At 56.8% G+C, this 20,511-nt stretch carries 24 protein-coding genes; 10 read left to right on the forward strand and 14 right to left on the reverse strand.

Annotated features, from left to right (window positions below; translation table 11 throughout):
- Positions 1–32 precede the first annotated feature (32 nt).
- The 3 genes from rho to hemE all read right to left on the reverse strand — a co-directional run bounded on the left by rho (position 33) and on the right by hemE (position 3,044).
- Complete coding sequence (gene rho, locus ACFCXQ_RS03215; RefSeq protein ID WP_379553027.1) at positions 33–1,298, reverse strand: transcription termination factor Rho; 1,266 nt, start codon at positions 1,296–1,298, stop codon at positions 33–35.
- A gap of 231 nt (positions 1,299–1,529) precedes the next feature.
- Positions 1,530–1,973 (reverse strand): CopD family protein, encoded by a 444-nt coding sequence (locus ACFCXQ_RS03220; protein ID WP_379553029.1) that lies wholly within the window; start codon positions 1,971–1,973, stop codon positions 1,530–1,532.
- A 33-nt stretch (positions 1,974–2,006) separates the two neighbouring features.
- Positions 2,007–3,044, reverse strand: a complete 1,038-nt coding sequence (gene hemE / locus ACFCXQ_RS03225; protein WP_379553031.1) for a uroporphyrinogen decarboxylase — start codon at positions 3,042–3,044, stop codon at positions 2,007–2,009.
- Positions 3,045–3,414: 370 nt separating this feature from the next.
- Between hemE and ACFCXQ_RS03230 the strand changes: the two genes are divergently transcribed.
- The 9 genes from ACFCXQ_RS03230 to ACFCXQ_RS03270 all read left to right on the forward strand — a co-directional run bounded on the left by ACFCXQ_RS03230 (position 3,415) and on the right by ACFCXQ_RS03270 (position 9,459).
- Positions 3,415–4,275 carry a pyruvate, water dikinase regulatory protein gene (locus ACFCXQ_RS03230; protein ID WP_379553033.1) on the forward strand — a complete coding sequence of 287 codons (861 nt, stop codon included), beginning with the start codon at positions 3,415–3,417 and terminating at the stop codon, positions 4,273–4,275.
- On the forward strand, positions 4,272–4,877 hold the full coding sequence (locus tag ACFCXQ_RS03235) for a Maf family protein (protein ID WP_379553035.1): 606 nt from the start codon (positions 4,272–4,274) through the stop codon (positions 4,875–4,877). Before ACFCXQ_RS03230 ends, ACFCXQ_RS03235 begins: the two co-directional genes overlap by 4 nt.
- Positions 4,874–5,728: a shikimate dehydrogenase family protein gene (locus ACFCXQ_RS03240; RefSeq protein ID WP_379553037.1), complete on the forward strand. Its 855-nt coding sequence runs from the start codon at positions 4,874–4,876 to the stop codon at positions 5,726–5,728. Before ACFCXQ_RS03235 ends, ACFCXQ_RS03240 begins: the two co-directional genes overlap by 4 nt.
- Complete coding sequence (gene coaE / locus ACFCXQ_RS03245) at positions 5,725–6,333, forward strand: dephospho-CoA kinase (protein WP_379553039.1); 609 nt, start codon at positions 5,725–5,727, stop codon at positions 6,331–6,333. The genes ACFCXQ_RS03240 and coaE overlap by 4 nt, the downstream gene beginning before the upstream one ends.
- Before the next feature lie 50 nt (positions 6,334–6,383).
- A complete protein-coding gene (gene dnaQ, locus ACFCXQ_RS03250; RefSeq protein ID WP_379553041.1) occupies positions 6,384–7,088 on the forward strand; it encodes a DNA polymerase III subunit epsilon in 705 nt (234 codons plus the stop codon).
- Positions 7,089–7,162: 74 nt separating this feature from the next.
- Positions 7,163–7,735: a ribosome hibernation-promoting factor, HPF/YfiA family gene (hpf, locus tag ACFCXQ_RS03255; RefSeq protein ID WP_379553043.1), complete on the forward strand. Its 573-nt coding sequence runs from the start codon at positions 7,163–7,165 to the stop codon at positions 7,733–7,735.
- Between the two features lie 25 nt (positions 7,736–7,760).
- Positions 7,761–8,207: a PaaI family thioesterase gene (locus ACFCXQ_RS03260; RefSeq protein WP_379553045.1), complete on the forward strand. Its 447-nt coding sequence runs from the start codon at positions 7,761–7,763 to the stop codon at positions 8,205–8,207.
- A 13-nt stretch (positions 8,208–8,220) separates the two neighbouring features.
- Entirely contained in the window at positions 8,221–8,556 is a 336-nt protein-coding gene (locus ACFCXQ_RS03265) for a DUF1491 family protein (RefSeq protein WP_379553047.1), read from the forward strand.
- A 231-nt stretch (positions 8,557–8,787) separates the two neighbouring features.
- Positions 8,788–9,459, forward strand: coding sequence for a cell wall hydrolase (locus ACFCXQ_RS03270; protein ID WP_379553049.1), 672 nt, complete (start codon positions 8,788–8,790; stop codon positions 9,457–9,459).
- A 149-nt stretch (positions 9,460–9,608) separates the two neighbouring features.
- Here the strand turns inward: ACFCXQ_RS03270 and uxuA are convergent, their stop codons facing one another.
- The 6 genes from uxuA to ACFCXQ_RS03300 form a co-directional block, all read right to left on the reverse strand.
- A complete protein-coding gene (gene uxuA, locus ACFCXQ_RS03275; protein ID WP_379553050.1) occupies positions 9,609–10,790 on the reverse strand; it encodes a mannonate dehydratase in 1,182 nt (393 codons plus the stop codon).
- 13 nt (positions 10,791–10,803) lie between these two features.
- On the reverse strand, positions 10,804–12,057 hold the full coding sequence (locus ACFCXQ_RS03280) for an Nramp family divalent metal transporter (protein WP_379553052.1): 1,254 nt from the start codon (positions 12,055–12,057) through the stop codon (positions 10,804–10,806).
- Positions 12,058–12,255: 198 nt separating this feature from the next.
- Complete coding sequence (locus ACFCXQ_RS03285; RefSeq protein ID WP_379553053.1) at positions 12,256–12,690, reverse strand: hypothetical protein; 435 nt, start codon at positions 12,688–12,690, stop codon at positions 12,256–12,258.
- A gap of 155 nt (positions 12,691–12,845) precedes the next feature.
- Positions 12,846–13,655, reverse strand: a complete 810-nt coding sequence (xth, locus tag ACFCXQ_RS03290; protein WP_379553055.1) for an exodeoxyribonuclease III — start codon at positions 13,653–13,655, stop codon at positions 12,846–12,848.
- A gap of 122 nt (positions 13,656–13,777) precedes the next feature.
- The gene (gene erpA / locus ACFCXQ_RS03295; RefSeq protein WP_379553057.1) at positions 13,778–14,107 is read right to left on the reverse strand and encodes an iron-sulfur cluster insertion protein ErpA; all 330 of its coding nucleotides are present in this window, start codon (positions 14,105–14,107) and stop codon (positions 13,778–13,780) included.
- Between the two features lie 56 nt (positions 14,108–14,163).
- Entirely contained in the window at positions 14,164–14,592 is a 429-nt protein-coding gene (locus ACFCXQ_RS03300; protein ID WP_379553059.1) for a CBS domain-containing protein, read from the reverse strand.
- 116 nt (positions 14,593–14,708) lie between these two features.
- Between ACFCXQ_RS03300 and ACFCXQ_RS03305 the strand changes: the two genes are divergently transcribed.
- Positions 14,709–15,023: a hypothetical protein gene (locus tag ACFCXQ_RS03305; protein WP_379553061.1), complete on the forward strand. Its 315-nt coding sequence runs from the start codon at positions 14,709–14,711 to the stop codon at positions 15,021–15,023.
- A 25-nt stretch (positions 15,024–15,048) separates the two neighbouring features.
- Here ACFCXQ_RS03305 and ACFCXQ_RS03310 read toward each other — a convergent pair whose 3' ends face one another.
- From ACFCXQ_RS03310 to ACFCXQ_RS03330, 5 genes are all read right to left on the reverse strand, one after another.
- On the reverse strand, positions 15,049–15,459 hold the full coding sequence (locus ACFCXQ_RS03310; protein ID WP_379553063.1) for a (2Fe-2S) ferredoxin domain-containing protein: 411 nt from the start codon (positions 15,457–15,459) through the stop codon (positions 15,049–15,051).
- The gene (locus tag ACFCXQ_RS03315; RefSeq protein ID WP_379553065.1) at positions 15,456–17,639 is read right to left on the reverse strand and encodes a prolyl oligopeptidase family serine peptidase; all 2,184 of its coding nucleotides are present in this window, start codon (positions 17,637–17,639) and stop codon (positions 15,456–15,458) included. Before ACFCXQ_RS03315 ends, ACFCXQ_RS03310 begins: the two co-directional genes overlap by 4 nt.
- 51 nt (positions 17,640–17,690) lie before the next feature.
- Positions 17,691–18,194, reverse strand: coding sequence for a DUF2497 domain-containing protein (locus ACFCXQ_RS03320; RefSeq protein WP_379553067.1), 504 nt, complete (start codon positions 18,192–18,194; stop codon positions 17,691–17,693).
- Between the two features lie 89 nt (positions 18,195–18,283).
- Entirely contained in the window at positions 18,284–19,753 is a 1,470-nt protein-coding gene (locus ACFCXQ_RS03325; protein ID WP_379553069.1) for a TolC family outer membrane protein, read from the reverse strand.
- Positions 19,753–20,352 carry a protein-L-isoaspartate O-methyltransferase family protein gene (locus tag ACFCXQ_RS03330; RefSeq protein WP_379553071.1) on the reverse strand — a complete coding sequence of 200 codons (600 nt, stop codon included), beginning with the start codon at positions 20,350–20,352 and terminating at the stop codon, positions 19,753–19,755. The genes ACFCXQ_RS03325 and ACFCXQ_RS03330 overlap by 1 nt, the downstream gene beginning before the upstream one ends.
- Between the last annotated feature and the right edge of the window lie 159 nt (positions 20,353–20,511).

Genomic DNA, 20,511 nt, shown 5'->3' on the forward strand with positions numbered 1-20,511 from the left:
AACGCGTATAGGTGATTGCACCTACCGGTTCGCTACTGGTTCATCGTGTCGAAGAAATCCTCATTGGTCTTGGAATCCTTCATCTTGTCGAGCAGGAATTCCATCGCGTCGACCGTGCCCATCTGCATAAGGATCCGGCGCAGCACCCACATCTTCGAAAGCGTATCCTTCTCGACCAGCAGCTCTTCCTTACGCGTGCCAGACTTACCGACATCGAGCGATGGGAAGATGCGCTTATCAGCAACCTTGCGATCGAGCACGATTTCCGAGTTACCAGTGCCTTTGAACTCTTCAAAGATCACCTCGTCCATGCGGCTGCCCGTGTCGATCAGCGCAGTGGCGATAATCGATAGCGAGCCGCCTTCCTCGATGTTGCGCGCCGCACCGAAGAAGCGCTTGGGGCGCTGCAAAGCGTTAGCGTCCACACCGCCTGTGAGGACTTTGCCCGAGCTTGGCACAACTGTGTTGTAAGCGCGGCCAAGACGGGTGATGGAATCGAGCAGAATCACAACATCATTCTTGTGTTCAACCAGGCGTTTAGCCTTCTCGATCACCATTTCAGCCACTTGCACGTGGCGCTGAGCCGGCTCATCAAAGGTTGAGGAGATCACCTCGCCCTTCACGCTGCGCTGCATATCGGTGACTTCTTCCGGACGCTCATCAACCAGCAGAACCAGCAGGAAGACCTCAGGGTGATTGTCCGTGATCGCCTTCGCGATATTTTGCAGCAGCACCGTTTTACCGGTACGCGGCGGCGCAACGATGAGTGCGCGCTGGCCTTTGCCTTGGGGTGAGATGATGTCGATCACGCGGGCAGATTTATCAGTGACAGTCGGATCAGCCTGATCAAGCGTCAGCTTCTGATCAGGGTAAAGCGGGGTGAGATTGTCGAAATTGGTGCGCATGCGCACGGCATCAGGCGTTTCGAAATTGACTGTCGTCAAATCGGTCAGCGCGAAATAGCGCTCGCCTTCGCCCGGTGCGCGGATTTGCCCTTCAACAGTGTCGCCTGTGCGCAAACCCCACTTACGGATTTGGTTGGGTGAAACATAAATGTCGCCCGGGCCCGCGAGATAATTGGCTTCCGGCGAACGCAAGAAGCCGAAGCCATCTTGCAGCACTTCGATCGTGCCGACACCCATGATATCTTCGCTATAATCTTCATCCTCTGCCAGCTCGCGCAGGATGCTGAAGAGCAAATCCTGGCGGCGCATGGTTGAGGCGCCTTCAACGCCAAGCTCCTCGGCCATACCGACAAGTTCGGCCGATGCTTTTTCTTTTAGATCTCTGAGATGCATATGGATTTCCGTTCGGGAAAAATTGTGGTGGCCGACTGGTCAATATGTCCCTGCGCAAATGGCAAAGAACTGGGCTTGGAGAAAGCAGACCTGACCCGCAGTATAGGCAATTGCCCTGTTAGAACCGCCAGATCAAAGTCGGATTAGAAGCCATGTGAATTATCTGGGAGAGCGCTCAAGGTCAATCAGCAATTGATGCAATTGGCCGCAAATGCCCCAGCTGCAAATTGCTTAGAACGGTTTGACGATCACCAGCACAACAATCAGCGCGAGCAATATGCCAGGCACCTCGCCCCACATGCGCAATTGCTTTTCTGATAGAGGACGCGTTCCGCTGACCATCTTTTTCGACTGCGCGACCAGCCAGCCGTGATAGCCAGTGAGCAGCACAACCAGCAGCAGCTTGGCATGAAACCAGCCCTGATCCCATGCGCCAATCGCGCTGGCCAGACCAAGGCCCAACACCCAAACCACAATCATGCTGGGCACAAGGATAATCTTGCGCAGCAGCCCCATGCGTTTGCCCCAAAGTGTGCTTTCCGGCGAGTCTGGCGCAGCCCCATGGAGGTAAATCATCTGGCGCGGCAACATGAACAGCCCGGCAAGCCAGAACACCATGAAAATGATGTGCCCCGCTTTGAGCCAAAGATATGTCATTGCCAAAACATCCTGCATCGCCGGCCTATGTAGGGAGCCTTGGCACGCACGTCACCCCTGCCAATTGCGAACCGTCGAGATGAGCCGGTCAACATAAGCAATTGGTGTGCGCCGATCAATTCCATGCCCCAGATTGAACACATGCGGCCGGTCAGCAAAGGCTTCCAAAATTGCCTTGGCCTGCGTTTCTAACTCGTCCGATCCTGCGAGCAAAAGCAGCGGATCAAAATTGCCTTGTACCGGCATTCCGGCAGGCAATTCGCGCGCTACCCATGTGGGATCAAGCGTTTCATCAACGCCCATCGCATCAACGCCGGTTTCGCGGGCATAACCGCCCAGCTTCTCGCCTGCACCTTTGGGGAAGCCAATGATTGGCGTATCGGGGCAGCACTCACGCAGAGCGGTCACAATCGCTGCATTGGGGGCGATTACCCAGCGCTCAAATTCAGCAGGTGCAAGACTGCCCGCCCAGCTGTCGAACAATTGAACGGCCTCTGCGCCTGCTTTAATTTGCCCCTCAAGGTAATCGACAGTTACCGCGATGATCGCATCCATTATCGCCTGCATTGCCGCCGGATCGCGATATGCCATGGCGCGCGCTTCATGCTGATCACGGCTGCCCTCGCCAGCAACCATGTAGGTCGCGACGGTCCAAGGGCTGCCCGCAAAGCCTAGCAGCGTCGTCTCAGAGCCCGCCTTAGCGCTTAGGCGCGCCTTTACCCTCGCCACGGTATCGTAAATCCCATCAAGGCGCTCAGGAACGCTCTCAAGCGCTGTGAGGGCATGATCAGTCAGCTTCGGAGAGAGCTTTGGGCCCTCGCCTGCCAGAAATTCCAGATCCTGACCCATCGCATAAGGCACAATCAGAATATCGGAAAACAGGATCGCCCCATCAAAGCCAAAACGGTCAATCGGTTGGATCGTCACTTCGGCGGCTGCTTCAGCATCATAGACCAGCTCGAGAAAACCGCCCTTATCCGCGCGAAGTGCTCGGTATTCAGGGAGGTATCGCCCAGCCTGACGCATCAGCCATAGCGGAACCTGATCACCGCGTTTTCCGTGTAACGTATCGAGAAGCAATCCGGGCATTGCGCGCGCGTCCAATCAATAAAATAATATATATATTATATAGGTAGATGGGTTTTGTTGGCCCTGTGGAAACTGGGAATTACCATGCTCTGCCTGATTTCTCCCGCTTTGTGTAGCCCCGCAATATTGCTCGAATCGCACGGAGAGCTGAGTCGAGTCTTATTTCTCCCCATTGTCCCCACCCTGTCGAGAACATTTGCGCATGGGGGTACAAGCCACAGGTCAAAAGAGCAGATTGCGGGTATGAAAACTGTCCCCGAACTTGTCGGCAGGTTTCTCCCGTGGTTTATGCCCATCCAATTAACAGGCTGGGTTTCACCGAAATGCAACCCACAAACAAACCGCGCTTTTTATTGGTGACCGATTACCCATGGCTCACACACATTTGCATCTAGTTTCCGATTCCACAGGCGAAACGCTGGAGATGATCGCCAAGGCAGCTTTGGCGCAATTCGACAAAGCTGATGTTGATCGGCACTTTTGGCCAATGGTCCGCTCGGTGCAACACCTCGACCGGATTGTTCCCGAATTATCCGCAAGACCAGGCCTGGTGCTTTACACATTGGTCAATCCCGACACGCGAAAACGGCTGGAGGAACATTGCCGCACTCTGAGCCTGCCCGCTGTGCCAGTGCTCGATTCCGTGACCGCGGCGCTCGAGGCGGCCTTGGGGCAAGAGGCACATGGCCGTCCGGGCCGTCAACATTTGATGGATGACGCCTATTTTGACCGGGTTGAGGCGATCCAATTCACCATTGCGCATGATGACGGCGTTGGCTGGGAAAATTGGGAAGAGGCTGATATTCTTTTGGCGGGCGTTTCGCGGTCCTCCAAGACACCAACCAGCATTTACCTTGCAAACCGCGGTTATAAAGTCGCCAATATTCCGCTAGTGGTCGAAAGCCCGCCGCCCCCATCGCTGTTTAAGCTCAAACATCCGCTGGTGGTTGGCCTCACCAGCGCGCCCGAGCGGCTGGTTCAGATCCGCCGCAACCGCCTGCTGACGCTGAATGAGCAAGCGACGACCTCCTATGTCGACAACGACACGGTGAAGAGCGAGGTTGTGTTTGCCCGGCGTATGTTTGCTGACAATGGCTGGCCTGTGATTGATGTGACGCGGCGCTCGATTGAGGAAACTGCAGCTGCTGTGATCAAACTGGTGGGAGAGCGCAAACGCCGCAAGGATCAAGATGGTTCTGGAGGAAAGTTTGAAGGGGTGAAGCCGATATGAGCGGGCTTTCGCGTGAACCGATCATTCTCGCGTCTGGCAGTTTTTCCCGCAAAGCGATGCTCGATGCGGTGGGCGCAGCCTATGAGGCGATCCCAGCTGATGTTGATGAGCGCGCTCTTGAAGCGGAAATGGCCGATAGCACGCCTGCTGAGATTGCTCAGGCGCTTGCCGCCGCCAAAGCAGCAGCGGTGTCAGCGCAGCATCCCGGAAAAATTGTTCTGGGCAGCGATTCGCTGGTGGATGTCGGCGGCACGCGGTTCGACAAGCCTGAAAGTCGCGAGCAAGCAGCGGAGCATTTACGCAGCTTCTCTGGCCAAGTGATGACGCTCCACAGCGCGGCTGCGCTTGCGCAAGGCGGACAGATCATATGGGTGGGCGGCGATTTTGCGCGGCTCAAATTTCGCGAGCTGAGCGATCTATTCATTGAGACATATCTTGAAGCGGAATGGCCAGAGGTCGCAGGCTGTGTCGGCGTATTCCGCATCGAAGCGGCTGGCCCGCATCTGTTTGAGAGCATTATTGGCGATCAATTTACTGTGCTCGGCATGCCTCTCTTGCAGGTGATGGCTGCGCTGCGTGACAGGCGAGCGATTGCCCGATGACTCACTATGCCGAAGTAATCGGCGATCCGATTGCGCAGTCCAAATCGCCAGTGATCCACGGCTTTTGGCTAGAGAAGTTGGGGATTGATGCAGACTATCGCGCCCATCGGGTCGCGGCGAGCGAGTTGGCGGATTATCTCGCCGCGCGCCGCAATGACCTCGATTGGCGCGGCTGCAATGTGACGATGCCGCATAAGCAGGCGGTAATGTTGCTGACTAATCAGCTGGACCCAATCGCTGAGCGTATTGGCGCGGCAAACACGGTTTCTCGTGAGGATGATGGTTCGCTCAGTGGGACCAACACCGATGCGGAGGGTTTTCTTGAACCATTGCGCGCAGATCTCGCTGAAACGCATTTGTTCCGCATGGCGCGCATTCTGGGCACGGGCGGCGCGGCCCGCGCGATAATCGCGGCTCTTGCTGGTGAAGGTTTCACACTGGTTGTTGCAGGGCGTAATCCCGATAAGGCGCGCGCAATGCTGGATGAGCTTGCGCCAAACGGTGAGCACCACGCCGTGCATCTCGATCATTTCGCCGCGCCGACCAATTTCGCGTTCGATGACCGCAAAAATTGCTATGATCTTGTTATCAATGCCTCGCCCTTGGGCATGCGCGGCCAGCCGCCGCTTGCCTTTGATTGGAGCCATGCTCCGCCAGGCAGCGTTGCTTATGACATTGTCACTGACCCGCAAGAGACCGATTTTTTGCGCGGCGCTGCAGTGGCAGGCCACCGCACGATTGACGGGCTCTCCATGCTGATCGGTCAAGCGGCCCGCGCGTTTGAGCTATTCTTCGGCGCGCCGCCTCCGCGTGAGCACGACGCGGAATTGCGAGAAAGGCTGATAAAGTGACCCGCCCAATCATTCTCGGCCTCACAGGCTCGATCGGCATGGGCAAATCCACCGTCGCCGCGATGTTTGCGGAAGCTGGCGTGCCAGTGTTCGATGCGGATGCGGAGGTGCGCGCGATGCAGGGGCCAGATGGCGCGCTCGTCGCACCAATTGAGGCCGCTTTTCCCGGGAGCACCGGCCCAGAAGGCGTGCTGAGAGACAAGCTCGGTCAGCAAGTCTTCGGCGACTCTGCCAAACTCGCACAGCTTGAGGCCATTGTTCACCCAGCTGTCGCGGAGAAACGCTCCACCTTCATGCTCGAGCACGCCAGCGCGCCCATGGTTTTGTTCGATATCCCACTACTCTTTGAGAAAGGTGGTTTTGAAAACGTCGACGCGGTCATTGTTGTGTCTGCGCCCGCGGAAGAGCAGCGCCGCCGTGTGCTCGCCCGCGAGGCTATGACCGAAGAGAAATTCGCCCATATCCTATCGATCCAAACGCCCGATGCCGAGAAGCGGGAACGCGCCGATCATATCATCGATACAGGCACCACTCTGAATGCAACTCAGCGCCAAGTGGCTGGTTTGATTGAACGGCTCTCCCAAAAGGCGGATCGCGGCGATTAAGCGCTTTCCCTCTTGAACCGACTCAGGAAGAGGCGCAGATAAGCTGTCATATGCGCGAAATAATTTTCGATACCGAGACGACCGGGCTTGACCCCAAAACGGGTGACCGGATGGTCGAAATTGGGTGCGTTGAGATGGTCAATATGGTGCCAACCGGCGCCACCTATCACGCCTATTACAATCCAGAACGCGATATGCCTGCCGGTGCAGAAGCCGTGCACGGCCTCTCTGCTGCGTTCCTCTCCGACAAACCACTGTTCCGTGATAGCGCGCAGGAATTGCTCGACTTTCTCGGCGATGCACCGCTGGTTGCGCATAATGCGGGTTTTGACTTCGGCTTTCTCAACTCTGAGCTGACACTGTGCGAGCGTGAGACCGTTTCGATGGACCGCATGGTCGACACGGTTGCCTTGGCACGCAAGAAACACCCCGGCGCTAAACTATCGCTCGATGCGCTGTGCAGCCGTTATGGCATTGATCGCAGCCACCGGGTCAAACACGGCGCGCTGCTCGATGCGGAATTGCTCGCTCAGGTCTATGTTGAGCTGAAAGGCGGGCGGCAAATCGGCCTTGGGCTTGCTGCCGACGCCGCCGGTGCAGGCGGCACCGAGGCTGGCACATCTGTTCCAGAAAACCTCATCCGAAAAGCAACCGGTCCGCGCCGTGAGCCTCGCCCTCATGCGCCAAGCGAGGCTGAGCTTGCGCGCCACGCCGAATTTATGAAGCAGATCGACACGCCGCTTTGGTCAAGCTGACACATGCTTGAATTCAAATGCCCTCATCGCAATATTCAAAACCATGCGATGACACAAAAGGAGGACTAGGCCTTATGGACATCCGCGTTTCCGGACATCAAATCGACACTGGCGAAGCTCTGCAGGAATATGTCGCTGACCGATTGAATGGCATGGTTGACAAATATTTCAGCCGCGCTTTGTCGAGCCATGTGACGTTCGGCAAAGGCGCACACGGATCTTTCACCAGCGATATTGTGACGCATGTTCACAAGGGCCTGATCCTCAAAAGTCATGGCGATGCGCATGATGTGCATCAGTCTTTCGACAAGGCCGCTGAGAAGATTGACAAGCAATTGCGCCGGTACAAACGCCGCGTGCGAGATCATCACGAGCAGATGCAGCATGCGGCCGCTGAGGAAGAGGCGGCTTACAGGGTTTTTGCCGCGCCAGAGCCAGAGCAGATTGATGACGAGGTCGCCGAAGGTGGTCCGCCGATTGTCGCCGAGACAACAGCGGATATTCCCGAAACCAGCGTGGCGGATGCGGTGATGATGCTCGATTTGCGTGATACAGGTGCGTTGTTCTTCAAAAACTCCGTCTCTGGGCGCCACAACATGGTCTACCGCCGCCGCGATGGCTCGGTCGGCTGGGTTGAGCCGCGCTGAGCCGGACTGGCGAGTAGGGCGAGTTATGTCTGAGGGGGCTGATCGGCATTACCGCGCGCTGGAGCGGCTTTATGGCTCTGCGCCGGTCAACGCACTTTTTGACTCGAAGCTTGAGATCACGGGTGAGGGCCGCTCTCGCCTAACTTTCCAAGTGACCAAGGCGAGTTACCATGCCGCGGGCGCTGCGCACGGCACGATCTATTTCAAGATGCTCGACGATGCGGCGTTTTATGCGGCAAACACGCTGGCGACGGACAAATTTTTGCTGACTACCTCTTTCAACCTCCATTTCACGAAGCCCGTCAAGGCAGGCGAGGTTATCGCAGAAGGTAAATGGGTGTCAGGCCGCAAACGGGTGTTTGTTGCTGAATCGCGCCTGATTGATGCTGAGGGTGATGAAATTGGCCGGGGGACGGGCACATTTATGCAAAGCCGTATCGCGCTCTCCAGCCTTGCGGGCTACCAGAGTTAGAGCTCAGCCCGCGATGGATGCGCGTCTACCAGCTCATGTCGAAATTTCCGGCCTAATCCGTGCGGTTCAGGGTGCTGGCGGCTTCGCCATGGTCGTCTCAAAGGGTGAGCGTGATGCTGGTGTCATCCTCATTTTGACACAAGAGCGTGACAAAAATGCAAGGCTGTGGGAGCGGATGCCGCAATTGGACGGCACCAGGGCCTTCGTCTGCACCCGTGAAGAAGATCCTGAAAATAAACAGGAATTCTCTGAATATCTCGACCGTAGGACTACTCAAGACCCCGACACATGGCTGGTTGAGCTAGAGGTCGCAAATCCAGAACGGTTTGTCCCGGGTTTGGATACCTAGGGTCTCGTCAACTTGACTTAGTCGCATTTGTGACTATTTGCCGCCCCCGAACTTTGATTAAATATGCGGTGTGCGCGGCAATACGGTCGGCATATTGGCATAGAGACGGGGAGTTTGGCCGGCAGGTACATTTCGGATTGCTGTAGATGGCGCGCAAGAACGCGCCTCCAATCCAGGCCTGTGATCTCTTAACGAGATAGCGACCGCTCACCGCCCTGAGTTAACACTTTCATGGCTTTTAAGACCACTACCGCCTCTGCGGCTGCTATTGCTGCGGGATTGTTCTTCGTTATAACAACTGCCGAAGGAACTGGAGCTTTCGCTCAAGACGTCAATGCTGACGGTCTGAGCATCGAAGCCCAAGAAGAGTCCGCACAGGACGTGGACCAAGTCAACACACAGGATATCATGCCGGTGTTTGTTGAAAATGAGGTTGTTCAACCTCTGCCGGAAGTCAGCGAAGAAGATGCTGCTCCAGCGGCTGCGGCGAGCCTGCGCGAGCTGGTGCAAGCCATGCCTGCCTCAGGCGAATTGTCAGAAGAGCTTCGCTGCCTTGCTGGCACCGTTTATTTTGAAGCGCGCGGTGAGCCACTGAACGGCCAGCTGGCTGTGGCGCAAGTGGTCATCAACCGGACTGCCTCAAAGACTTTTCCAGACAGTTATTGCGGCGTCGTCCATCAACGTGCGCAGTTCAGTTTTGTGAAAAACGGCCGCATGCCGCGCATCCGCGAGGGCAGCAAAGCATGGCGCAAGGCCAAAGCCGTAGCGCGCATCGCGCACCAAGGCTTATGGGATAGTGCAGCTCAAGACTCGCTCTATTTCCATGCGACTTACGTGCGCCCAAGCTGGAGCCGCAAGAAAACTCGCCGCGCGGCGATCAACACACACATATTTTACCGCTGATTGCTACCAAAGCTATTCAAGAGCCCTCGCTGGGAACGGCGGGGGCTTTTTGTTGTGCACGTCCGCAAACAGCCCAATAAAAGCTGATGGCCAACGTCTGATTTTGAGGATGAAAGCGGACAGAGTCCGAACTCTGCGGATTGGGGCTACTAGGCGGGTCGGGACATAGCGCGGATTACGCCGCGTATTTCCGCCAGACCCTTCATCCTTCCAATCGCCGAATAGCCAGGATTGGTCTCCTTCGAGATATCTCCCATCATCAAGTGGCCATGATCGGGCCGAATGAATATCTCCCGCTTCGTGGCCCGCTCATTGGCGAGCAGATTGCGGATCACGCTGAGCATGTCGATGTCGCTGTCCAAATGGCTTGCCTCAACAAATGTGCGCGGCTCCTCAGGGTCTCGCGAAACGCCGCGCAAATGGGCGAAATGAATTCGATCGCGGTAATCGCGCGCCATTTGCGGAAGATCATTGTCGGGCCGGCTGCCGTAGGTGCCAACGCACAGAGTGATGCCGTTTGACGGGCTCGGTTCGGCTTCAAAAAGCATATCCAGATCGGCTGGAGTACAGATCACACGGGGGAGGCCAAACATACTCCAAGGCGGATCATCGGGATGGATCGCTAGCTTAACATCAAGCTTCTCTGCAGCCGGCAGCACGCGTTTCAAAAAATGGACGAGATTTGCGCGCAGTTGCTCATGGCTGATCCCGCTATAGCGCGCCAACATCATGCGAAAATCGTCTAGCGAATAGGCATCTGTCATCTTGCCTGGAAGCCCGGCGATGATCGTGTTGGTTAGGCCAGCGACATCCTTGGCTGACATCGCGTCGAATGCGGCGCGCGCGCGGGCCAGCTCGCCTTCGCTGTAGTCCGCTTCTGCGCCTGCCCGTCTTAGAATGAACAGATCAAATGCTGCAAAGCGGTCCTGATCGAATTTTAGTGCATAGGCGCCATTCGGAAGTTGGTGTCGGAGGTCTGTTCGCGTCCAATCAATAACGGGCATGAAGTTGTAGCAGATGGTTTTGATTCCCTCCGCCGCTAGGTTGCTCATGCTTTCGATCCATGCATCGATATAGGCTTCGCATCCGGGCGAAGCGATTTTGATGTCATCATGAACAGGGATGCTCTCGACCACGGTCCAGTGCAATGTTGATCCTGCGACATTGCCTTGCTCGACCATCGCGCGATGCGCCGCAATCCGCTCGCGCGGCCATGGTTCGCCGATTGGGATATCGTGCAACGCGCTCACGATATCAGTCGCGCCTGTTTGACGAATCTCCTCGAGCGAGACCGGATCATTCGGCCCAAACCAGCGCCAGGACTCGCGCATTACACCCGCTCCATCACAGCATGCCCATCAGGCCCTGAAAGCCCATATAGCCGGTGACTAGCGAGAAAAGGAATATCCCGGCAAGCCCGATATTGGTCAGCCAAGAATTGCGATATTCGCCCATCAGATCAGCGCGATTTCCGAGATACAGAATGCATGCGACAGTCACTGGTAGAAGCACCACATTGAATGCCTGGCTCAAGATGAGGACCAAGACTGGTCTTGCATCAAAAAGTGGCACGACAAGTCCGAGTAAAGAGATAATCCCCACGAATAGACGGTATTTCCAGATGGTCATGTCGCGCGGCGTGCCGCGAAAATCGCAGATGAGCCAAGGAATGAGGATGAGGTTCGGAAACTGAGAAGAGACCCCTGCCGCGATAATTCCGATCGCAAAGATTGAGACAGCCATCGGGCCAGCGAGCGGCTCAAGCAATCCGACCATTTGCGATGCTTTATCGAGCGCGATGCCTTCAGCGAACAGGCTACCCGCTGCTGCTGCCATAATCGATGCGCTGATCACGAACATCATGATTGCCGCGAAGCCAGCATCGCGCCGCTGCTGCTTGTCGTGAGCGATCGTCCAGCCTGCCTCTTTCACCAGGCTCGTGCGCATGATGAACAGCCCCGAGAAGATAGTGGTGCCGACCATCGATGCGATCAACAGCAACGGGCCAGCATCGGTCGATCCTGGGTCAGGTACGGATGGCAATAACCCCGCCGCCATAGACGAGACAGGCGGCATGAGGATGAAGAAATTGAGCACGAAGCTCACGCCCATGATGGCAACGACCACCGCCAATATGCGCTCGAAAACCTGAGTGTGGCCGCTCCAGAATATGAAATAGGCGACCGAGCAGAAAAACGCTGCCCAATATAGCGGTTTTATGCCGCCGGGAATGAACGTCTTCGACCATTCATAGCTGATCTCGGCCACGATCCCCATGACCCCCATGAGGCTTGCAAATACGCCTACGCCTAACGCGGCGATGAAGAAAAGTCCGACGACTGGGTGTATATGTTTGCGAAATGCCTGGAGCGCAGTTTCACCAGTGACCAAAGTGTAGCGACCATATGTTGCAACCATCAGAAAGGTCGCGGCGCAGGAAATCAGGACCGTCCATAGCAGCGCCATGCCGAAGTTCGCACCAGCCGACGCCATGGTCGTGACACTGCCGGTACCAATGTTAAAGCCAACGAGGAAAATTCCTGGAAGAAACAGGGCGAGCTTTGCTTTCCAGCCCCGCGCGCTGCTTTCGTCGGTCACAGTGCCGATTCGTATTCTGCCATCTGCCGCATCCTCCCTCGCAAAAGTTGGTAAGGGTCATTTTCGTACTTGTCTATTCAACTTAGGAAGGGGAAGGGAAGGGAAGGCAACCCAACGCAGCTGAACGACAGCAACTGGGTCGTGAGCGTAACGTCGGCTCTGCGCCGTAAGTTACCAGATTACAGACGTCTGGTGAAACTAGCTGCTAGAAGCTCTCCAGGGTTCGCCGAGTTGTTTAATGTAACGTGCCCAAATGTATCTCCAAGGCATGATTGCGTACGCAATGACTATGCCGATACTCTCGTAAAACACTGACTCAATGTCGGACGTCCATCTGTCATTGAATGCGGCAGGCATAGCAATCACTAGGAGCCAGATTGTTTTCCAAAGCATTTCAAAGAACAGGACAGGAAGCATTTGTAGCGGATAACGCAATCCAAGCAGGCAAAGAAACACGAGAGCGCCCATCATGGACTTGGCAATGCCTCGCATGAGAGGCCAGTCGGCGGACTCGAAGAAGAGTTGCTGCCACACAAAGCTGCTTAGGCCGATGGCGATTAACGCGTACAAGATACGGAGTGCCGCAATGCGCCAACCAGCTACTGTCGGAATGGATTGGTGATCAATTGACATTGAGCGGCCTCCTCTTTGCAGATCGTCATAGTGTATTAATCTAGCAATACAGAGTCAAACGCGGGGACCATTGATGGCGAAGGCTTGTGCAGTCGCACAACATCGCACCGCCCAACAAGTCGGTCCACATTTTGGGTCGATAGCTGTCAGTCCGCTTAGTCCTGCACTTCAACCCAGACCGGCGCGTGGTCGCTCGCTTTCTCGCGGCCGCGGTGCTCCTTGTCGACACCCGCTGCGACCAGCCCGTCCGCTAATTCAGGCGTCAGCAGCAAGTGATCGATGCGGAAGCCATGGTCGCGCTGCCATGCGCCCGCCTGATAATCCCAATAAGTCCACACGCCGCCGCGCGGATTGAGCGTGCGGATCGCATCGGTCCATCCATCGGCAAGCAACTGTTTATAGGCATCGCGGCTTTCGCTCTGCATCAGCGCATCACTCGCCATCGCCTTGACTGCCCAGACGTCGTCGTTCTCTGGAATAACATTGTAATCCCCGACAACCGCTGCGCGCACTTCTTCGGCCCAAATAGCCGCCATCCGCGTCCGCAGTTTCTTCATCCACGCTAGCTTGTAGTCAAATTTTGGCCCTGGATGCGGGTTGCCATTGGGCAAGTAAATGCAGGCTATTCGAGTGGTTTGCCCCGCCCGCTCAACATCAACCTCGAGATAGCGGGCCTGCTCGCCCTCCCCCTCTTTCGGGCCATCAATACCCAGCCCGCGCTGCACCTCTTGCGGCGGTCCATACCCTGCATTCTTGTCAGTTAGGATCCCGACGCCATTGAACGCCTTCTGTCCGTGCGTGAGAACATGATAGCCAAGCTCTTCCAGCTCGCCAGCGGGGAAATTGTCGTCAATCGATTTGATTTCCTGAAGGCAGGCGACCGATGGCCGCGACTCCTCTAGCCATTCCTTGAGGCGAGGGAGCCGGGCCTTAACCCCGTTGATATTGAAGCTGGCGATTTTCATGGGGCCCCTTCCTCGTGATATGCGGGGCCACCCGCGCCCTCCACCCTTCCGCCCGGATTAGTGTCCGGTAGGCTCCAGGCGGAAGGGTGGAGGGCGCGGGTGGCCCGGTACAGCTTCAAGAACTAAATCCCGAAGCTGGAGCCGCAGCCGCAACCAGCGGCCGCTTGCGGGTTTTCGACGCGAAAAGCTGCGCCGCCTAACGATTCGACGAAATCAACGACGCTGCCGCCGACCAGATCGAGGCTGATCGGATCGACTACCAACTTCACGCCGTCTGTTTCGCTAACGCTGTCATCGCTGTCGGCATTGTCGGCTAGATCGAACTTATATTGAAAGCCTGAGCAGCCACCTCCTTCAACGGAAAGGCGAAGGATCGCAGGCTTGGACTGCCGCTCTGCGATCCAGGCAACGCGTTTTGCCGCCGCATCGGTCAGGGTGAGTGTATCGGCCATAGACACCCTATTTAGGCGCGCGGGTGGCGAAGCTCAAGTGAATGCTCCGCGCGTCCTCAGGTTTGGATGTATGTTCGCAGCGCCTCAGCCTCGTGCTCAACCTCGTCAATCTTGCTTTTCACCAGATCGCCGATTGAGATAAATGCACATAGCGCGCCATTGTCGATCACTGGAAAATGGCGGAAGCGGCGGCGAGTCATCAGCCCCAAGGCGTCATCGATCTTAGTGCTTGGCTCGACCGTGACGGCGGGAGACGTCATTATCTCGCCCACGCGCTTATCGAGGCAAGTCGCACCTTCTTCGGCCATCCGGTAAATCACATCCCGCTCGGATAAGATCCCGGCGACTGTCCCCCCATCAAGCACTGGCAAAGCTCCGATTCGCTTGCCCGCGAGTATCGAAACTGCTTCACGAACCGGCGTATTCACGTCGCAAGCGATGATGTCGGATGATGAGCGGTTGGCGATAATCTTGGCGATAGTCATAGTGCGGGCCTCCATATGCGCGGTGCAAAACATGCCATTTCCTGTGCGAAAATGCGAATCCGGTAACCACTTAGGCAGTTGCCAGCCCGTTTCGGGGGGGCCATGAGAGCCAAACCATGGCTCAAAAATCCCCACTCGATGATCCAGAAACCGCTGCCTATGCCTGGGCGCGGTATAAGCGGATTATGCGGCTGATGTTGCTGATCACAATTGGCGTGGTCGCGGTTGCGATTGCGCTTCTGTACGATTCTGATGGCGCGGCCTCGGTCCATTTCTACATCGCGACGGCGCTCGGTATTGGGTTCACCATGCTGCTGACCGGTGCGCTGATGGGACTGGTGTTTTTGTCACATGGCACGGGCCATGATGAGGCGGTTGATAATCGTCTGCCTGATGCTGATGAATTGTTCGGCGATAAAAAGGACGATTGAAGCGCTGCGATCTAGCTCCCTCAATTCAGGGGGCACGTAGCCTAAATTCCTCTACCGGTTTGCCGCCCACAAGATGCTCTTCAATGATCCGCTCGAGCACGGCTGGGCTGCAAGAGTGATACCAGACCCCGTCTGGCCACACGACCGCGATCGGGCCCTTGCCGCAGATTTGCAGACAATCGGCTTTGGTTCGCTGAATGCCGCCGCCGGCGCCCCTTGGATGATCCTCGACGCGCTTCGGCCCTACCAACCCGCGCTCTTTCAGCTGAGTTTTGAGATACTGCCAAGATGCCGCCCCATCCTCAGGCGAGCAGCATTTTTGCTTGTCTGATAGCGCGCATAGGAAGATCTGCCGCTCAATGACGTTGGCCTTGGTCTCGGTGCCATAATGGCGCCCCAAGGCCGTCCGTGAGGCAAGGAGTGCGTTGTCGTTCATTGCTGCTCTGCGCTCTCGTCTTCTTTGAGCCAGCGATCGAGCCAGTTGAACACGGTATTGTGCCATTGCAGCGAGTTTTTGGCGCCGAGCACCCAGTGATTTTCATCTGGAAAGACCAGCAATTGCGAGGGGATACCGCGTTCTTGCAAGGCGGTGAAGCTGGCTATGCCTTGCGTGTAGGGCACGCGGAAATCCTGCTCGCCGGCCACCACCAACATCGGCGTTTGCCAATTGTCGACATGATTGGCCGGGTTCCAGCGCTCATATTCATCGCGCGCCTCAGCGTAAGATCCGCCAAAGTCCCAGCGCGGGAACCACAATTCTTCTGTGGTGTAATAGAAGCTGCGCATGTCGAACAGGCCGTCATGCTGGACAAGACATTTGAACCGATTTGGCCATTTTCCTGCGATCCAATTCACCATATAGCCGCCATAGCTTGCCCCCATGGCGCAGGCGCGAGTGCCATCTATCTGGCTGTCCAGGCGGAGTGCAGCGGCAAAGCCTTTTTGCAGATCTTCCAGCGGCTTACCGCCCCAATCCTTATTGATTGCGTCGGTAAATTCCTGCCCGTATCCAGTGCTGCCATGGAAATCGACGGAGATGACCGCATAGCCTTGGCTGGCGACAACGCGCGGGTTCCAGCGGCTAGACCACCCATCGTTAAAGCTGCCCTGAGGCCCGCCATGGATGTAGAGAATGGCGGGCATTGGCCCCTCTTGATTATCTAACTTGGTGATTTGCCCCCAGACAGTATCACCATTGGCACCAGCAAAGTTGAAGCGCCGCACGACTATCGAGGCGAGCCTTCCAACCTTGCTCCGCGCGACGTCGGTGAGCGGGCGAGCCTGTCCCATGCCCTCAGACAGATAAAGCTCGGCTGGGCTGCCAATGGAATCGCGGGTAAACAGCAGACGCCCTCCAGAAAGCGGCGTGATATTGCCCAGATGCGCCTCATTGCCGGCCATTAGATCAAGCCGTTTGACCGAGCCGTCACGCGGATCAATCTGGAAAGCTGGCGTGTCGAGCACATCCTGCGCAGTGGCGATGATATAACGCGAATCCGGCGTCCAAGCGAGTGAACCAAAGCTGCGGTCAAACCCTTCGGTCAGCGCGCGCGTTTCCCCCGTTTCAAGATCGCGTAGCTGCACTACCAGCCGGTCTGACTCGTAACCCGGTCGCTCCATCGCGAGATAGGCGAGATATTTGCCGTCAGGCGATGGTGTCGGCGCAGTGTCTACCGCCTTGTTGCTCTCTGTGAGATTGGTTGGCGCATTGCCCGAAAGGTCAGACCACCAGATGTTGAAATCGGTTGATGTCGGCTCGCTCGCCCCGGCTTGACGCGCGGTGAAATAGACCCCGCTGCCGTCAGCTGCCCAGGCAATGTCTCCGCCGCCACCAAAGGGCCGCGTGGGTGTGTGCGCGACAAGTGCTCCCTCGCCAGCTGGCCCATCAAGCGCGGTGCCGTGCCCAACCAGGGTGGAATCTTCTAAATTGAAGACAAACACCCGGTTGTAAGAACCGGGGCTGGTCCAGTGGTCCCAATGGCGCACAAATCCTTCGTCACCATCATACAGCCGTCCGCTGCCCGCTTTTGGGCCAGGGCCCGGCAAGTGCTTCTTGCCATCACCTTCGCAGCCAAACTTGGGGCAGTCGCGTGCGATCTCTGCCCATAGCGCGACCTTGTCACCCGAGGGGGAGAGTTTGAAACCATCGATGCTCTTGCCGCCTATGTCGGCAACCAAAAACGGCTCGCGCATATCGCCGCCACCGGTCACCCCGACTTTCCAGAGCCGCGTGTAAGGAGTCTCGATGGCTTCCTCTTCGCCGACATGGTCCGACAGGAAATGGAGGCTGTCATCCGGCCCGAACGCGAGGGAATGAACATTGATGCCGAAATCCAGCGGTATCGGCGCGCCGCTAGGGTCGCCAAGATCGACCAGATAATATGTGCTGGTTCGCTCAAACGTTTCCGGATCAGTCTTCGTCACCCGATAGACGGCTTGCCAGCCGTCATTGCTGACGATCGGCGAGCCAAGGCGGGGCATGGTGATGAGATCCTCAGCGCTCATCGGAGTGCTGTTTGGATCGATCATATCTGCATGATCATCGGCTAAGAGAGGCGTGGCGGTAAGGGTGAGGCCGCCCAAAAAGGCGAGCGCGCTGCGCATGTATCGTGTCATGCGCCCGAGTCTAAACACGGCGCGCGCCAAAGTTAAGCTGTCAGATGCGTTTTATTCGCCGCGTTTGCCCGCGATCCGCGCGATTTCAGCCTTAACCAGCTCTTCGACCATATCGGGCAGATTTGCATCGAGCCATTCCGCGAGCATTGGGCGCAGCATATCGCTGACCAAGCCTTCGAGTGAGGTTTCGCCAGAACGCACGATTTGCGGCTGCTTGCTTGGTTTTGAAATCATTGCCAGCGCTGCGAAATTTTCCTGCATGGCAGAGCGAGTTGCTTCTGTGATTAGAGCATCGGCGCTTTTCGCGTCAGTATCTTCAGCCTCCGCTTCCGCTTCCAGCTCAACTTCGGCGCTCAACTCGAGCACTTCTTCAGCCTTATCTTCGGATGCAGACTCAATCAAATCGTCAGAGCCAGAGGCCGTTTGATCAGAATTCGCCACGAGGCCCGTACGTTCGCGGCGTTCAGCAATGATCCCGTCGCGATTGTCGCGTGCGATCACTTTCTTGATCGAATCAAGAATTTCCTCAACCGAAGGTTCGCCTGTTTGCTGCATTTCAGCCTGCCCTATTACTGACCAATCGCGAATCACATTATGCGAAAACGCATGTGGTTAATAGCGGGTAAAATACGAGGGGATCACCCCTAATCTTCTAATTGCGGGCCGATCAAAGCGTCAGCCGCCGGAATATCGCGGGTAGAAGTGCTCTGTGCCTCAGGCTCTGGATCGCGGTCGAAATCCCAGAATTTGCCGCGCACGCGCTGATAATTGACTTCTGGATCATAAAGCAGACCCTCGCCAACCAAGCCTAGATCGCGCGCTTCGGCCCGGCCCATCGCCGCCAGCAGGCTAAAGCCCGCGACATAAGCGTTGCGCCGCGCGGTCACCAATTGCACGCGGGCTGAGAGCAGTTCCTGCTCGGCATTGAGCACGTCGAGGATTGAGCGATTGCCGATACTGTTTTCCGCGCGCACGCCTTCGAGGCTGAGCTCGGCGGCCTGGACTGCGGCGTTAGCGCTATCGATGATGGCGAGCGATGCTTGCCAGCTTGACCAGGATGAGCGCGTTTGCGCGATTATGTTGCGCTCGGCCGCAATCACTTGTTCCAGCGATGCGCTCTCGCGGGCAAAGGCCTGGCGTTGGCGCGCGGCGGTAAGCCCGCCTTGGAAGATTGGGATGCTCACTTGCACGCCGGCATTGGCGGTGGTTTCGTTCTGAGTAAAATCAGCCGAGACAGGGCCGCCCAATGTGCCGAAAAAGTCCTGATATTGACCGCGAGCAAAGAGGCCAACGGTAGGCTGACGCCCAGCGCCTGCGACTTCGCTGTCAAATCCAGCAGCTTCTGCGCGTTCGCGCGCTGCGATCAGGTCGGGATTGTTCTCCATCGCTATCAGTACAGCTTGCTCAACATCATCAGGCAGGCCGGGTAGAGGCGGTGGTGGTTCGAGTGCGTCCGGCGCAGCGCCGACCAGCTGCGTATAGGTCTCACGCGCGGCAATAAGATTGGCTTGTGCAGTGCGGAAATCGCTTTGTGCAACCGCCAGACGCGAGCGTGATTGTGCTACGTCTGTGCGGGTCAAATCGCCGATTTCAAACCGGTCGCTGGTCGCCTCCAGATTGATCATCAGCACATCGACCTGATTGGATGAAAGCCCAACCAACGCCTGATTGCGCAGCACATCCATATAGGCGGCGACAACCTGGCTGAAAACAGAACTTTCGGTGCCGCGCAAATCCGCCTGGCCTGCGCTCACGCGCTCCTCGGAGGCCTTGATCGCGTTCTTGATTGCGCCGCCCTGATAGACCGGCACATTAAGTTCAGGTCCGACCTGGAGCGTGCGCTCTGGCGCGGTGAAACTGTTGGGGGAGACTTTGAGAAATTCGATGTAGGTCGCGGTCGCATTGACTGTCGGGCGACCGCGCGCCTTGTCAATCGCCACATTCTCATCAACGCCGCGCTGATTGGCCCGCGCGGCGAGCAGGGTGGGGTTATCATTATAGGCCCGGGTCAGCGCCTCTTGCAGCGTGTCAGCCTGTACTGGCGCCGCCAAAGTCAAAGACAGCGCAAGCGTGCTCGCCCCCAGTATGACAGTAGAAACCCCTCCCTTAAGCATCAAAAACTCCAGCTTTCTTCCTTGTCGAACGCACCGATGCGCGGCGCGCCAATTTCAGCGAGCGCGATGAGCGCGGCGCCTTTGCCTGCCTTGCGGCCGGCAGCAAGCCGTGTGACGCCATCTTCGATCAAACCAGCCACCACGCGGCCATCATCAGCCAAGCGATTGGTCAATTTGGCGGGCAATTCTTGGACTGCGCCATCAATGAGCAGCAAGCTTGCGTTTTTGGTTTTCGCCTTGCCTGCCGCACCGTCAGCCGCGCTGATAACTTCAACTGAGGCGACCAGTGGCCGGACCAATTCAGCAAGGTAATCTGAGCCTCCACTTACGATTAGTACGGTATCACCCGATTGCGGACGTGCTTCAGCCAACATCATGCCGTGGAAAAGAGGCGAGGGCAGCGATCCGCCATCGTCCAAACGGATTGCGCGGTCCATGTAAGCGGTGCCGCGCGCGCCCTCTGGCACGAAGTCCTCGCGCGCGACGTCACCCATCCGGCCAAGCACAAATGCCTCATTCACGCCGCTGGTGCGCAGCTGGCTATCAATCATCGCGCGGCGGGCAGCGGCAAAGTTGATGGGAGTGGTTTGTGTATTCATTATGGCCTCTGAAACGTGTATTACATAAATAACACAGCAACGCAATGGCGCTCGTGAGCTGCTGCCTTAAGCGCAAGTCGCGTTGCAGCCAAGCGCTTTGACCCTCAGGCGTTTTCCCGCCAAGGGGAAGCTGTAATTCTGCGAAACGGAGGTTCGCCG

The sequence above is a fragment of the Qipengyuania rhodophyticola genome (genome assembly GCF_042493225.1).
GTDB lineage: Bacteria > Pseudomonadota > Alphaproteobacteria > Sphingomonadales > Sphingomonadaceae > Erythrobacter.

Bases quoted from the DNA above. Each gene is read 5' to 3' on its own strand.
- rho (WP_379553027.1), bottom strand. From the start codon at position 1,298: ATGCATCTCAGAGATCTAAAAGAAAAAGCATCGGCCGAACTTGTCGGT.
- ACFCXQ_RS03220 (WP_379553029.1), bottom strand. From the start codon at position 1,973: ATGCAGGATGTTTTGGCAATGACATATCTTTGGCTCAAAGCGGGGCAC.
- hemE (WP_379553031.1), bottom strand. From the start codon at position 3,044: ATGCCCGGATTGCTTCTCGATACGTTACACGGAAAACGCGGTGATCAG.
- ACFCXQ_RS03230 (WP_379553033.1), top strand. From the start codon at position 3,415: ATGGCTCACACACATTTGCATCTAGTTTCCGATTCCACAGGCGAAACG.
- ACFCXQ_RS03235 (WP_379553035.1), top strand. From the start codon at position 4,272: ATGAGCGGGCTTTCGCGTGAACCGATCATTCTCGCGTCTGGCAGTTTT.
- ACFCXQ_RS03240 (WP_379553037.1), top strand. From the start codon at position 4,874: ATGACTCACTATGCCGAAGTAATCGGCGATCCGATTGCGCAGTCCAAA.
- dnaQ (WP_379553041.1), top strand. From the start codon at position 6,384: ATGCGCGAAATAATTTTCGATACCGAGACGACCGGGCTTGACCCCAAA.
- hpf (WP_379553043.1), top strand. From the start codon at position 7,163: ATGGACATCCGCGTTTCCGGACATCAAATCGACACTGGCGAAGCTCTG.
- ACFCXQ_RS03260 (WP_379553045.1), top strand. From the start codon at position 7,761: ATGTCTGAGGGGGCTGATCGGCATTACCGCGCGCTGGAGCGGCTTTAT.
- ACFCXQ_RS03265 (WP_379553047.1), top strand. From the start codon at position 8,221: ATGGATGCGCGTCTACCAGCTCATGTCGAAATTTCCGGCCTAATCCGT.
- ACFCXQ_RS03270 (WP_379553049.1), top strand. From the start codon at position 8,788: ATGGCTTTTAAGACCACTACCGCCTCTGCGGCTGCTATTGCTGCGGGA.
- uxuA (WP_379553050.1), bottom strand. From the start codon at position 10,790: ATGCGCGAGTCCTGGCGCTGGTTTGGGCCGAATGATCCGGTCTCGCTC.
- ACFCXQ_RS03285 (WP_379553053.1), bottom strand. From the start codon at position 12,690: ATGTCAATTGATCACCAATCCATTCCGACAGTAGCTGGTTGGCGCATT.
- xth (WP_379553055.1), bottom strand. From the start codon at position 13,655: ATGAAAATCGCCAGCTTCAATATCAACGGGGTTAAGGCCCGGCTCCCT.
- erpA (WP_379553057.1), bottom strand. From the start codon at position 14,107: ATGGCCGATACACTCACCCTGACCGATGCGGCGGCAAAACGCGTTGCC.
- ACFCXQ_RS03300 (WP_379553059.1), bottom strand. From the start codon at position 14,592: ATGACTATCGCCAAGATTATCGCCAACCGCTCATCATCCGACATCATC.
- ACFCXQ_RS03305 (WP_379553061.1), top strand. From the start codon at position 14,709: ATGGCTCAAAAATCCCCACTCGATGATCCAGAAACCGCTGCCTATGCC.
- ACFCXQ_RS03310 (WP_379553063.1), bottom strand. From the start codon at position 15,459: ATGAACGACAACGCACTCCTTGCCTCACGGACGGCCTTGGGGCGCCAT.
- ACFCXQ_RS03315 (WP_379553065.1), bottom strand. From the start codon at position 17,639: ATGACACGATACATGCGCAGCGCGCTCGCCTTTTTGGGCGGCCTCACC.
- ACFCXQ_RS03320 (WP_379553067.1), bottom strand. From the start codon at position 18,194: ATGCAGCAAACAGGCGAACCTTCGGTTGAGGAAATTCTTGATTCGATC.
- ACFCXQ_RS03325 (WP_379553069.1), bottom strand. From the start codon at position 19,753: ATGCTTAAGGGAGGGGTTTCTACTGTCATACTGGGGGCGAGCACGCTT.
- ACFCXQ_RS03330 (WP_379553071.1), bottom strand. From the start codon at position 20,352: ATGAATACACAAACCACTCCCATCAACTTTGCCGCTGCCCGCCGCGCG.